This is a genomic window from Nocardioides sp. B129/18, from assembly GCF_055282735.1.
Genome location: NZ_JBUZJI010000003.1, coordinates 65326 through 78162 on the forward strand (window position 1 = coordinate 65326; position 12837 = coordinate 78162).

At 75.5% G+C, this 12837-nt stretch carries 12 protein-coding genes; 7 read left to right on the forward strand and 5 right to left on the reverse strand.

Annotation, left to right across the window (positions count from 1 at the left end):
* Window positions 1-29 precede the first annotated feature (29 nt).
* Genes ACZDWJ_RS03120 through ACZDWJ_RS03130 form a run of 3 tightly spaced genes read left to right on the forward strand, consistent with a single transcriptional unit; the run spans window position 30 to window position 5294 of the window.
* Window positions 30-3503, forward strand: a complete 3474-nt coding sequence (locus ACZDWJ_RS03120) for an error-prone DNA polymerase (RefSeq protein ID WP_463519455.1) — start codon at window positions 30-32, stop codon at window positions 3501-3503.
* Between the two features lie 28 nt (window positions 3504-3531).
* The gene (gene hemW, locus ACZDWJ_RS03125) at window positions 3532-4749 is read left to right on the forward strand and encodes a radical SAM family heme chaperone HemW (RefSeq protein ID WP_463519456.1); all 1218 of its coding nucleotides are present in this window, start codon (window positions 3532-3534) and stop codon (window positions 4747-4749) included.
* Window positions 4746-5294 (forward strand): TM2 domain-containing protein, encoded by a 549-nt coding sequence (locus ACZDWJ_RS03130; RefSeq protein WP_463519457.1) that lies wholly within the window; start codon window positions 4746-4748, stop codon window positions 5292-5294. Before hemW ends, ACZDWJ_RS03130 begins: the two co-directional genes overlap by 4 nt.
* Window positions 5295-5312: 18 nt before the next feature.
* On the opposite strand, the gene ACZDWJ_RS03135 is transcribed toward ACZDWJ_RS03130, so the two are convergent.
* From ACZDWJ_RS03135 to ACZDWJ_RS03150, 4 genes are all read right to left on the reverse strand, one after another.
* Window positions 5313-6158, reverse strand: a complete 846-nt coding sequence (locus ACZDWJ_RS03135; protein WP_463519458.1) for a DUF3097 domain-containing protein — start codon at window positions 6156-6158, stop codon at window positions 5313-5315.
* 52 nt (window positions 6159-6210) lie between these two features.
* A complete protein-coding gene (locus ACZDWJ_RS03140) occupies window positions 6211-6414 on the reverse strand; it encodes a hypothetical protein (protein ID WP_463519459.1) in 204 nt (67 codons plus the stop codon).
* 105 nt (window positions 6415-6519) lie between these two features.
* Window positions 6520-7365 (reverse strand): MBL fold metallo-hydrolase, encoded by an 846-nt coding sequence (locus tag ACZDWJ_RS03145; RefSeq protein ID WP_463519460.1) that lies wholly within the window; start codon window positions 7363-7365, stop codon window positions 6520-6522.
* Between the two features lie 31 nt (window positions 7366-7396).
* Complete coding sequence (locus ACZDWJ_RS03150; RefSeq protein ID WP_463519461.1) at window positions 7397-8089, reverse strand: hypothetical protein; 693 nt, start codon at window positions 8087-8089, stop codon at window positions 7397-7399.
* A gap of 181 nt (window positions 8090-8270) precedes the next feature.
* On the opposite strand from ACZDWJ_RS03150, the gene hrcA reads away from it, so the two are divergent.
* From hrcA to ACZDWJ_RS03165, 3 genes are all read left to right on the forward strand, one after another.
* Entirely contained in the window at window positions 8271-9290 is a 1020-nt protein-coding gene (gene hrcA / locus ACZDWJ_RS03155; RefSeq protein WP_463519462.1) for a heat-inducible transcriptional repressor HrcA, read from the forward strand.
* Between the two features lie 80 nt (window positions 9291-9370).
* Complete coding sequence (dnaJ, locus tag ACZDWJ_RS03160; RefSeq protein WP_463519463.1) at window positions 9371-10552, forward strand: molecular chaperone DnaJ; 1182 nt, start codon at window positions 9371-9373, stop codon at window positions 10550-10552.
* 36 nt (window positions 10553-10588) lie between these two features.
* Entirely contained in the window at window positions 10589-11329 is a 741-nt protein-coding gene (locus tag ACZDWJ_RS03165) for a 16S rRNA (uracil(1498)-N(3))-methyltransferase (protein ID WP_463519464.1), read from the forward strand.
* A gap of 33 nt (window positions 11330-11362) precedes the next feature.
* Here the strand turns inward: ACZDWJ_RS03165 and ACZDWJ_RS03170 are convergent, their stop codons facing one another.
* The gene (locus ACZDWJ_RS03170) at window positions 11363-12283 is read right to left on the reverse strand and encodes a Gmad2 immunoglobulin-like domain-containing protein (protein WP_463519465.1); all 921 of its coding nucleotides are present in this window, start codon (window positions 12281-12283) and stop codon (window positions 11363-11365) included.
* Window positions 12284-12350: 67 nt separating this feature from the next.
* On the opposite strand from ACZDWJ_RS03170, the gene ACZDWJ_RS03175 reads away from it, so the two are divergent.
* Complete coding sequence (locus ACZDWJ_RS03175; protein WP_463519466.1) at window positions 12351-12683, forward strand: histidine triad nucleotide-binding protein; 333 nt, start codon at window positions 12351-12353, stop codon at window positions 12681-12683.
* Window positions 12684-12837: the final 154 nt, after the last annotated feature.

Here is a 12837-nt window from a genome sequence, read left to right on the forward strand (position 1 = left end):
CCGACCGAGCAGGCGAGCGGGGTCGCCTGATGGGCTTCAGCAATCCCGCCGTGCCCTGGAGCGAGCTGGAGCGACGCCTCTCCGGACGCTCCGCGCCGCCGCCGGAGGCGCCGATCTCCACCCGCAAGCGGCGTCCCGACGTCGCCGACGTGCGTCCGCCCGAGGGCCCGGTGGTGCCCTACGCCGAGCTGCACGCCCACAGCGACTTCAGCTTCCTCGACGGCGCCAGCCCGCCGGAGGACCTCGTCGCCGAGGCGGTGCGCCTGGGCCTCACCGGCCTCGCGCTCACCGACCACGACGGCTTCCACGGCGCGCCGATGCTCGCCGAGGCCGCCCGCGCCCAGCCGCATCTGCTCACCGTCCACGGCTCCGAGCTGAGCCTGGGCCTCGACGCCCCGCAGCTCGGCGTCGCCGACCCCGCCGGCACCCACCTGCTGGTGCTGGCGCGCGGCGTCGAGGGCTATCACCGGCTGGCCGGCGCGATGACCCAGGCGCACCTGCGCGGCGATGAGAAGGGGCGCCCCGACCACCGCCTCGACGACCTCGTCGACCGCGGCCGCGGGCACTGGGTGGTGCTCACCGGCTGCCGCAAGGGCGCGGTGCGTCAGGCGCTGGCCGACGAGGGTCCGGCCGCGGCCGGCGCGGCGCTGCGCGGGCTGGTGGAGTGCTTCGGGCGCGAGGGCGTCGTCGTCGAGCTGATCGACCACGGCCACCCCGGCGACACCGTCGCCAACGACGTCCTGGCCGGCCTGGCCGCCGAGCAGGGGCTGCCCGTCGTGGCCACCAACAACGTCCACTACGCCACGCCCGCCCAGCGGCGGCTGGCCCAGGCGATGGCCGCGATCCGGGCCAGGCGCAGCCTCGCCGAGCTCGACGGCTGGCTGCCGGTCTCGGGGCTGGCGCACCTGCGCTCGGGGGAGGAGATGGCCCGGCGCTTCGCCCGGCACCCCGGCGCGGTGGAGCGGTCGGTCACGCTGGCGCGCGAGCTCGGCTTCGACCTCCACAAGGCCGCCCCGCGGCTGCCCAAGCGCGGCATCCCCGAGGGCCACACCCCGGCGTCGTGGCTGCGCGAGCTGACCTGGAAGGGCTTCGAGCGGCGCTACGTCGGCACCGTGCAGGAGGCCGAGGCGCGGGTGCGCGTCGAGCGCGAGCTCGACGTCATCGAGCGCAAGGACTTCCCCGGCTACTTCGTCATCGTCCACGACATCGTCGACTTCGCCCACCGTCACGGCATCCTCTGCCAGGGCCGCGGCTCGGCGGCCAGCTCGGCGGTCTGCTTCGCGCTCGGCATCACCGCCATCGACCCCGTGCGCTATGGCCTGCCCTTCGAGCGGTTCATCTCCCAGCACCGCGACGAGGAGCCCGACATCGACGTCGACTTCGACGCGCGCCGTCGCGAGGAGGTCATCCAGTGGGTCTACGACACCTACGGCCGGCTCAACGCCGCCCAGGTCGCCAACGTCATCTCCTACCGGCCCAAGCTGGCCGTCCGCGACGCCGCCAAGGCGCTGGGCCACTCCCCGGGCCAGCAGGACGCCTGGTCCAAGCAGGTCACCAGCTGGACCTCCGTGGTCGCCGCCCAGCTCGAGGACGGCGTCGGCACCGCCGCCCCCACCCGCGGCGGGGAGAAGCGGCCCGGCGAGGCGATCCCGCCGGCGGTCATCGGGCTGGCCGAGGAGCTCCTCGGCGCGCCGCGCCACCTCGGCATCCACTCCGGCGGCATGGTGCTCACCGAGCAGCCCATCGGCGAGGTCTGCCCCATCGAGCGGGCGCGCATGGAGCAGCGCACCGTCCTGCAGTGGGACAAGGACGCCTGCGCCTCGATGGGCCTGGTGAAGTTCGACCTCCTCGGCCTGGGCATGCTCAGCGCGCTCGACCACATGATCGCGATCGCCGCCGAGGAGCTCGACGAGCACTGGGAGCTGCACTCGCTGCCCAAGGAGGAGCCGGCGGTCTACGACATGCTCTGCCGGGCCGACTCCGTGGGCGTCTTCCAGGTCGAGAGCCGCGCCCAGATCGGCACCCTGCCGCGGCTGCGTCCGCGCACCTTCTACGACCTCGCCGTCGAGATCGCGCTGATCCGCCCCGGCCCGATCCAGGGCGGCGCGGTGCACCCCTACATCCGCCGGGTGATGGGCCAGGAGCCGATCACCTACCCCCACCCCAGCGTCGTCCCGATCCTCGAGCGCACCCGCGGGGTCCCGCTGTTCCAGGAGCAGCTGATGCAGATGGCGATGGTGCTCGGCGACTGCGACGCCGACGACGCCGACCTGCTGCGCCGGGCGATGGGCTCCAAGCGCGGCATCGAGCGCATCGAGCGGATCCAGCGCAAGCTCTACGACGGCATGGCCCGCAAGGGCCTCACCGGCGAGCGGGCCGACGCGATCTACCTGCAGATCCGCTCGTTCGCGAACTTCGGGTTCGCCGAGAGCCACGCGCTCTCCTTCGCGCTGCTGGTCTACGCCAGCTCGTGGTTCAAGCTGCACTACCCGGCGGTGTTCCTGGCCGGGCTGCTGCGCGCGCAGCCGATGGGCTTCTACTCCCCGCAGTCGCTGGTCGGCGACGCCGAGCGGCACGACGTCGAGGTGCGGCGTCCCGACCTGCTGCGCTCGGGCGCCCAGGCCGGGCTCGAGCCGCTGGTCGACCTGCCGCCGGGGGAGCGCCCCCGGGCCACCGGCCTGCCGCAGTGCCGGCTCGACCACGGCGGCGAGGCGCCGCCGTTCGTCGAGGGCACCCCCGACCCCACCCCGCTGCACCGGCGCGACGGCGCGTTCGCGGTGCGGCTGGGCCTGGCCTCGGTGCGCGGCATCGGCGACGACGCCGCCGCGCGCATCGTCGCCGCGCGCGAGGAGCGTCCCTTCCGCGACCTCGCCGACCTCTCCCGCCGCGCCGGGCTCGACGCCGGCCAGCTCGAGGCGCTGGCCACCGCCGGGGTCTTCGAGGGCCTGGGCATGGACCGCCGCGAGGCGCTGTGGGCGGCCGGCTGGACCGAGCGCGAGGAGCACCTCGAGGGCCTCGTCGTCGCGGCCCCGCCGCCCTCGCTGCCGGGCATGGACGACGTCGGCGTGCTGCTGGCCGACCTGTGGGCCACCGGGGTCACGCCCGGCGACCATCCCTTCGCCCACCTGCGGCCGGCGCTGCGCGCCGGTGGGGTGCACAGCGTCGTCGACCTCATCGGCGAGCAGCCCGCGGTGGCCGACAGGCGGCGGGTCAGCGTGGCCGGCGTCGTCACCCACCGGCAGCGGCCGGGCACCGCGGGCGGCGTCACCTTCCTCAACCTCGAGGACGAGACCGGCATGCTCAACGTCGTCTGCGGCCAGGGGCTGTGGCGCAGGCACCGGGCGGTGGCCACCCGCTCCCAGGCGATGGTGGTGCGTGGCATCGTCGAGCGCCGCGAGGGCGTCACCAACCTGGTCGCCGACCGGCTCTCCAGCCTCGCCGACCTCCATCCCGAGGCCGCCTCCGCCCTCGAGGGCCGCCTGCGCTCGCGCGACTTCCGGTGAGCGCGGTCCCGCGTGTGAGGATGGCGCCGTGCCCAGCACCCTCCCCGACGGCGATCCCGCTCCCGCCGACGGCGCCCTCCCCGCCTCCGCGCTCGCCGACGTCGGCGCCGGCGGCCTCGGCGTCTACCTGCACGTGCCGTTCTGCGCGGTCCGCTGCGGCTACTGCGACTTCAACACCTACACCGCCGAGGAGCTCGGGCCGGGCGTCTCGCGGCGCGACTTCGCCGCCACCGCGGCGCAGGAGCTCGTCCTGGCCCGCCGGGTGCTGGGGCCGACGCGGCCGGTCGACACCGTCTTCGTCGGCGGCGGCACGCCCACGCTCCTGACGCCCGCCGAGCTCGGCGCGATGCTGCAGGCCGTGCGCGACGAGCTCGGCCTGGCCGAGGGCGCGGAGGTCACCACCGAGGCCAACCCCGACTCCGTGACGCCGGAGTCCCTCGCCGGGCTGCGCGCGGCCGGCTTCACCCGCATCTCATTCGGCATGCAGTCCGACGTCTCCCACGTGCTGCGGGTGCTCGACCGCACCCACGATCCCCGCCGGGTGCCGCAGGCGGTGGCCTGGGCCCGCGAGGCCGGCTTCGAGCAGGTCAGCCTCGATCTCATCTACGGCACGCCGGGGGAGTCGGTGGCGGACTGGCGACGCTCGATCGAGGCGGCCCTGGCCTGCGAGCCCGACCACCTCTCGGCCTACGCCCTCATCGTCGAGGACGGCACCGCGCTGGCCCGGCAGGTGCGCCGCGGCGAGATCCCCGCGCCCGAGGACGACGACCTCGCCGACAAGTACCTCCTGGCCGACGCCCTCCTCGAGGCGGCCGGCCTGCGCTGGTACGAGGTGTCGAACTGGGCGCGCGACGAGGCGGCGCAGTGCCGCCACAACGTCCTCTACTGGACCGGCGCCGACTGGTGGGGCGTCGGCCCGGGCGCCCACTCCCACGTCGGCGGAGTGCGCTGGTGGAACCGCAAGCACCCGGTGCCCTACGCCGCCCGCCTCGCCGCCGGCGAGAGTCCCGCGCAGGGGCGTGAGGTGCTGAGCGCCGAGGACCGCCGCGTCGAGCGGGTGCTGCTGGAGGTGCGCCTGCGCAGCGGCCTGCCGCTGACGGTGCTCGACGACGCCGGGCGCGCCGCCGCGGCGGAGGTCGTCGCCGAGGGCCTGGCCGAGTCGGAGGCCTGGGACGCCGGCCGACTCGTGCTCACCCGGCGCGGGCGCCTGCTGGCCGACGCCGTCGTCCGTAGGGTGCTGCCATGACCGAGAGCCAGGAGCCCGGGGGCCAGCAGGACCCCCAGCAGCCTCAGCAGCAGCCTCCGCAGCAGCCGACCCGGCCCTACGGCCAGCAGGCCCAGCCGCCCCAGCCGCCGCCCTACGGCCAGCAGCCCCCTCCGCAGCAGCCGTACGCCCAGCCGGGTCACCCGCAGCCGGGCTACCCGCAGCCCGGTCAGCAGCAGCCGGGCCAGCAGTGGGCCCCGCCCCCGAACGGCGGCTGGGCGCCGCCGGCGGCGGGCGTCCCGGGTGGCGGCTACGCCCCGCCGGGCGCGCCGTACGGCGTCCACCCGCGCACCGGCCTGCCGTACTCGGAGAAGTCGAAGATCATCGCCGCGCTGCTCCAGCTGCTCATCCCGCTGGGCATCGGCCGGCTCTACATCGGCGACACCAAGACCGGCGTGTGGCAGCTGGTCGTCACGATCCTCACATGCGGCATCGGCAGCCTGTGGCCGTTCATCGACGGCATCATGATGCTGGTCAACGACGACACCCGCGACGCCCAGGGCCTGCCGCTCCGCCCCGGCACCTGATCCTCGGATCCGCCCGCGTCAGGGCGCCGTCACGAAGTCGATGAGCTCCTCGACCCGGCCCAGCAGGGCCGGGTCGAGATCGGCGAAGGAGCCGACGCGGCCCAGGATGTGCTTCCAGGCGCGGGCGATGTCGGCCTGATCGCGGTGCGGCCAGCCCAGGTGCTGGCACACGCCGTGCTTCCACTCCACGTTGCGCGGGATGCGGGGCCAGGCCTGCAGGCCGAGCCGCTCGGGCTTCACGGCCTCCCAGATGTCGATGAACGGGTGGCCGACGATGAGCACGTGCTGGCCGACCGCCGAGCGCGCGATGCCCTGCGCGATCCGGCTCTCCTTCGAGCCGGGCACGAGGTGGTCGACGAGCACGCCGACGCGGCGCTGCGGTCCGGGCCGGAAGTCCCGCAGGTGGTCGGCGAGGTCGTCGACGCCGCCGAGGTACTCCACGACCACGCCCTCGATGCGCAGGTCGTCACCCCACACCTTCTCGACGAGCTCGGCGTCGTGGCGGCCCTCGACGAAGATCCGACTGGCCCGCGCGACGCGGGCCGGCGCGTTCGGCACCGCGATCGAGCCGGACGCGGTGCGCGCGGGCGCCGCGGGGGCGGCGGCGCGCAGGGGAGCGGTGAGGATGACCGGGCGCCCCTCCAGCAGGAAGCCGGCGCCGAGCGGGAAGGTGCGGCGTCGCTGGCGGCGGTCCTCCAGCGTCACGGTGTGCAGGTCGCGGTCGACGGCGACGATCTCGCCGCACCAGTCGGTGGTGACCTCCTCGACGACCAGGCCCTTGTCGGCGGGGTGCTCCACGGCGCGGCCGCGCTTGGGGGCGCGCCAGTCGCCGCTGAGGACGTCGGATCCGTATCGGTCGCTCACCGCAGCAGGCTAGGCACCGGCGGCCCCGCAGCCCCGGTGCGACGCGCCGCGGTCAGGCGCCGGCCGGGTGATCCCCGTCGCCGTGACCGTCGCGGGCCTCGTCCTCGGCGGCGTGCTTGCCGTCGTGGAGCAGGTCGCCCGCGGTCTCGCCGTCCTCCAGCGGCCGGGCGAGCGGGTTGTCCTCGCCCGGCACCAGGTCGGGCGGAAGCTCGTCGTCGGTGATGTCGGCGTGGGCGTGGTGCGGGTGCTCGCTCATGGCTCCACGCTCCCTCGCCGAGCTCCCCGGAGCACCGCCCCAGCGGGTGGGCCAGCGGGTGGGCCAGCGGGTGGGCCAGCGGGTCGGCCAGCGGGTGGGCGGGCCTCAGAGGAGCGGCAGGCGCCGCTGCGCGAGGGGCAGCTGGGCGTAGCCGCGGGCGAGCGCGTGGCGCAGCGACTCCCGCGGGAACGGCCACTCGGCCACGTCCAGGGCCTGCTCGAGCGGGACGCCGCGCTCGGCGAGGTCGCGGATCGTCTCGGCGACGATGCCGATGTGCGCGCGCTGCTCCTCGACGTGGTCGCGGTCGACGATCGCGCCGTGGCCGGGCACGACGACGGTGGCCGCGGTGGTCAGGCCCAGCACGATGTCGAGGGTGAGCGGCCAGTCCATGGGGTGGCTGTCGGCGCCGTAGGCCGGCGGGCCGGACTCCTCCACGAGGTCGCCGGCCAGCAGCACGTCGGCGTCGGGCACCCGGACGACGAGGTCGCCCGCGGTGTGGCCGCGGCCGGGGTGCACCAGCTCGACGAGCCGTCCGCCGAGGTCGAGCACGCGAGCGGAGGAGAACGGGTGGTCCGGCGCGACGACGGGGGTGGTCACCACCTCCTCGCGACGGGGGTCGCCGGCGAGGTCGTCGGGGCCGAGCTCGCGTCCGACCAGCGCCTCGAGCGCCTCGACGGCCTGCTCGTGGGCGTGGATCGGCACGGCGGGGTCGTCCTCGCGGAAGGCGACGTTGCCGAAGACGTGGTCGAAGTGCTCGTGGGTGTTGACGACGGCGAGCACCGGGCCCGCGCCGAGCGCGCGGACGGCGTCGCGCAGCACACGTCCGGCGGCGGCGGAGGCGTGGGTGTCGACCACCGCGACGCCGCCCTCGCCGCCGATGACGCTCAGGCTGACGTCGTACCAGGGCTCGCGGGCCACCCAGACCCGGTCGGCGATCTCGCGCAGCTCCACGGCCCCGACCCTACGACCACCGGGAGCGCGGTCAGCGGGCGGCGGCGTGGAGGAGGTCGCGCAGGAGGATCGCGAGGTCGTCGGTGCCGACGGCCGCGCGGGGGAAGGCCAGTCCGCGGCGGTGCGCGCCGTCGGCGTCGACCCAGGCGATCTCGACCCCCGACGCGGTCAGCCCGGTGATCTCCGCGCTGATCACGCTGCCGGCGGCGACGCCGGTGGCCGCGGCGACGGTCTCGCGCAGCAGCTCCGCGTGGTGGTGGTTGGCGTGGTGGGCGGTGCGGGCGAGATGGCCGGGGTTGAGCGCGAGCGCGGGGTCGGTGAACCGCTCCGCGCGCACCAGGCGGCGCGGGCCCTGGCCGGCCTGGAGGCTGACGTGCCGCGCGACCAGGCGCACGACGTGCCGCTCGCCCTCCGAGCACGGGCAGGGGCAGTGCTCGACGCGCACGGTCTCCAGCCGCCCGAGCACGGTGAGCGTGCCGGGGTGGCCGGGCAGCCCGCTGGTGGTGGTGAGCACGGCGCCGCGGCCGGCGGCGGCCGCCTCGGCGAGGGAGGAGTCGGCCGGGCAGCCGAAGGTCGCGACGCCGTCGACGTCGCAGAGCACGACGCGCGAGAGGTCGAGGTGCTCGGCGTCCTCGACCGCGAGCTGGGCGTTCGCGGGGCAGGCCAGGATGCTGCGGGCGAGCGTGGCGTCGTCGCACGGGACGGGGGTGGCGAGGGGGATCATGGCGGCTCCTCCGATTGAGTAAGGCAAGCCTAACCTAAAGCCTCCACCGCCTGCGGGTCCATCCCCACCGGCTCCTCGTCGCGGAGTAGGCTTGGCACTCGGAACGCGGGAGTGCCAGCGCGGCGCGTCCGCCCCACCCCGGCATCACCCAGCCCCACCCCCGGCCGCGAGGAGGCGACCCGTGCAGGAGGACCGTCGGCTCGCCGTGCTGCGCGCCATCGTCGAGGACTACGTCGCCACCGAGGAGCCCGTGGGCTCCAAGGCGCTCGTCGAGCGGCACGCCCTCGGCGTCTCCTCGGCCACCGTCCGCAACGACATGGCCGTGCTGGAGGAGGAGGGCCTCATCGCCCAGCCCCACACCAGCGCCGGCCGCGTGCCCACCGACAAGGGCTACCGGCTCTTCGTCGACCGCCTCACCACCGTCAAGCCGCTCAGCACCGCCGAGCGCAAGGCGATCTCCACCTTCCTCGACGGCGCGGTCGACCTCGACGACGTCGTCCAGCGCTCGGTGCGCCTGCTCAGCCAGCTGACCCGCCAGGTCGCGATCGTCCAGTACCCGACGCTCTCGCGCTCCACGGTGCGCCACGTCGAGCTCGTCGCGCTGACGCCGGCCCGGCTGCTGACCGTCCTGATCCTGAGCACCGGCCGCGTCGAGCAGCGCGTCGTCGAGCTGCCCTCGGAGATCTCCGAGGAGGCTCTGGCCGCCCTGCGCTCGCGGGTGCTGCTCGCCGCGGTCGGCGAGACCATCGCCGACGCCGCCGCGGCCCTCACCGCCACCCTCGCCGACGAGCCGGACCGCGACGACCCCGCGCCCACCGTCGTCGAGACCCTCGTCGAGGCCATGAGCGACCACCGCTCCGATGCCCGCATCGCCGTGGGCGGCGCGGCCAACCTCGCCCGCTACGGCGACTCCTTCGACTCCGCGGTCCGCCCGCTCCTCGAGGCGCTCGAGGAGCACGTCGTGCTGCTCAAGCTGCTCGGCGAGGCCAGCACCGGCGGCGCCGTCACCGTCCGCATCGGCACCGAGGGCCCCTACGAGCAGCTGGCCTCCACCAGCGTGGTCTCCACCGGCTACGGCCCGCCGGCCGACAGCCTGGCCACCCTCGGCATCGTCGGGCCCACGCGCATGGACTACCCCGGCACCATCGCCGCGGTGCGCGCGGTGGCCCGCTACGTCTCCCGCATCCTCGACGAGGCCTGAGCCCGGCCCTCGTCCACCCCCACCCCACCCGACCGACTCCGCCAGACCAGCCCGTCCCCGACCCAAGCGAAGGACCATTGGTGAGCCAGGACCTGTACGACCTCCTCGGGGTCTCCCGCGACGCCGACGCCGACGCGCTCAAGAAGGCCTACCGCAAGCTCGCGCGCCAGCTGCACCCCGACGTCAACCCCGACCCGGACGCCCAGGACCGGTTCAAGGAGGTCACCGCCGCCTACGAGGTGCTCTCCGACCCCCAGAAGCGCGCGGCCTACGACCGCGGCGGCGACCCGTTCGGCGGGGGAGCAGGAGGCTTCGGCCAGGGTGCCGGGTTTTCCTTCACCGACATCATGGACGCCTTCTTCGGCGGAGGTGGCGCGGCGGCTGGCCAGGGTCGTGGTCCGCGTCCGCGCGTTCGTCGAGGACAGGATGCGCTGATCCGGCTCGAGGTCACCCTCGCCGAGGCCGCCTTCGGCGTGGCTCGCGAGCTCACCGTCGACACCGCCGTCGTCTGCTCGACCTGTCAGGGCCAGGGCGCCGCGGCCGGCACCACCCCGGTCACCTGCGAGACCTGCCGCGGCCAGGGCGAGGTCGCCCACGTGCAGCGCAGCTTCCTCGGCGAGATCCGCACCCTGCGGCCCTGCGCCGCGTGCCGCGGGTTCGGCAGCCTCATCCCCGACCCCTGCCGCGAGTGCGGCGGCGACGGTCGCGTCCGCTCGCGTCGCGCCCTCACCGTCAAGATCCCCGCGGGCGTCGACACCGGCACCCGGGTGCAGCTCAGCGAGCAGGGCGAGGTCGGCCCCGGCGGCGGCCCCGCCGGCGACCTCTACGTCGAGGTCCACGTGGCCGACCACGAGGTCTTCACCCGCAGCGGCAACGACCTCCACTGCACCGTCACCGTCCCGATGACCGCCGCCGCGCTCGGCACCGTGCTGACGCTGCCGACGCTCGAGGCCGACGTCGTCGCCGACCCCGAGGCGCCCACCGAGCTCGAGACCGACTTCGAGCTCGACATCCGCCCCGGCACCCAGTCGGGCCACCAGCAGGTGCTGCGCGGGCGCGGCGTCCCCTCGCTGCGCGGCGGCCGGGGCGACCTCATCGTCACCGTCGCCGTCGAGACGCCCACCCGCCTCGACCCTCGCCAGGAGGAGCTGCTGCGCGAGCTCGCGGCCATCCGCGGCGAGGAGGCGCCCGACGGCCAGGTGCGTCCGGGCAGCCACAAGTCGGTGTTCGGGCGTCTGCGCGACGCCTTCAACCAGCACTGAGCCCGACCTCGTGGACCGCTGGCGGAGGATCGCGCGATGAGCCTGCCCGTCCATCTCGTCCCCGATCTCTCGGGCGCCGAGCCCGGCCACCGCGTCGAGGTCGACGGCGACGAGGCGCACCACGCCGTCGCCGTGCGACGCCTGCGCGTCGGCGAGCAGGTCGTGCTCACCGACGGGCGCGGCACCAGCGGTCGCGGCGAGGTCGTCGAGACCGGCAAGCGGCTCTTCGCGGTGACGCTGCTCGACGTCGAGCGGGTGCCCGAGCCGCAGCCGGCGCTCGTCGTCGTCCAGGCGCTGCCGAAGGGCGACCGCGGCGAGCTCGCGGTCGAGGTGCTCACCGAGATCGGCGTCGCCCGGATCGTCCCCTGGGCGGCCTCGCGCTCGGTGGCGGTCTGGAAGGGCGAGCGCGCGCAGAAGGGTCATGCCCGCTGGAGCGCCACGGCCCGGGAGGCCGCCAAGCAGGCGCGCCGGGTCTGGCGTCCCGAGGTCGACCCGCTCGCCGCCACGGCCGACGTCGTCGCCCTCATCGCCGACGCCGATCTCGCCCTCGTCCTGCACGAGGACGCCGAGGCCGCGCTCGCGTCCTGCCCCGTGCCGGCCGCCGGCCGCGTCGTGCTGGTCGTCGGGCCCGAGGGCGGCATCCCCGACGACGAGCTCGCCGCCCTCACCGCCGCGGGGGCGCGCAGCGTCCGGCTGGGCGCCGAGGTGCTGCGCACCTCCACGGCCGGCGTCGCGGCCGCGGCGGCGCTGCTGGCCCGCACCGACCGCTGGTTGTGAGCGGACCGCCCGGGCCGCCCGGGTCGCCGGCCGTCAGCGGACGGTGAACGTCCGGGAGTCCGAGGCGTTCTTCGCGGCGCTCTCGGCGTCGTCGGTGCGTGCGGTGAACGTGTAGGCGCCCGGCGCCAGCGACGACACGTCGACGGTGGTGGCCCACGGGTAGAGCGCGTCCATGGCGCCGTCGGCGGTGGCGAAGCCGTCGAGGACGGTCCTCCCGCCGGCGTCGGTGACGGTCCAGGGCACGTTGCCCTCGGGGCTGTTCGCGACGCCGGAGGCCTTCAGGCTGCCGCCGGTGACGACGGCGCCGGTCTCGGGCGTCGTGATGCTGACGGGGGAGAGCGTCGTGAGCTGGTCGGCGGCCTTCACGCCGCCGGCGGTGTCGTAGCCGAAGAGGAAGTCGGCCTCGTCGCTGCCCTCGACGCGCACCTCGACCGGCAGCCGCTTCCGCGCGCTGCCCTGCAGCGTGTAGACCAGCGACTGCACCGCCAGCTCGCCCTGGGCCTCGGAGAGCCGTCCGGGCGTCTGCCAGGCCTCGTCGCGCGCCGTGGCGACGATGATGCCGTCCTGCACCGTGACCGAGGCGAACGTGCCGCCCGGGAACAGGGTGCGGTAGCGCGGGCTGAGGGGCTTGCCGTCGGTGAGGAGGTCGGCGGCGGCCTGCAGCGGCGTCCCGGAGACGCGGCGGAACTCGCGGTAGAGCCGGGGCCCCTGCGGGGTGTCGCCAACCCAGTAGATCGGCACCGTCGTCGTTCCCTGGGTGGGCTGGGTGGGCTCCGCGCTCGGCGAGGCGGCGTCGGTCGGGCTCGTCGAGGGGCTCTGCGACGCCGACGCGGCGGGGGAGTCCTGGGCCGACGGCGTCTGGTCGTCGCTCCCGTCGCCGCTGCAGCCGGCCAGCGCCGCCGTCACGACGAGCAGGCTGGTGGCGAGGGTGGCTGTCTTCGCGGCGATCGTCACCCCGACAGGGTGGGGGCGCGCGGACGGCCAGGCCAGCCGACGCGCCGCGTGTGGCACGCTCGGCCCCATGAGCGCCTGCCTGTTCTGCCAGATCGTCGCCGGCCAGATCCCGGCCGAGATCGTCCACGAGACCGAGCGCACCCTCGCCTTCCGCGACATCGCCCCGCAGGCGCCCACCCACGTCCTCGTCGTCCCGCGCGCGCACCACGAGAACGCCGCCGCCCTCGCCGAGGCCGACCCCGTCGCCTCCGCCGAGCTGGTCACCGCCGCCGCGGCCGTCGCCGAGCAGGAGTCCCTCACCGGCTACCGCCTGATCTTCAACACCGGCGCCGACGCCGGCCAGACGGTCTTCCACGCCCACCTGCACGTGCTGGGCGGGCGGCCGCTGAGCTGGCCGTGAGGGGCGGCGGCTTCCCCGGATATCCGGGGAGACCGGACGTTGTCAGGGGAAGCTACCCCTGACAACGTCCAGTTCTCCCTGACCTGATCGGGGGCTGAGGCCACCGATCCACCCCAAGACGGTCCCCGCGACGCCGTCCGCCGCACTAGGGTCG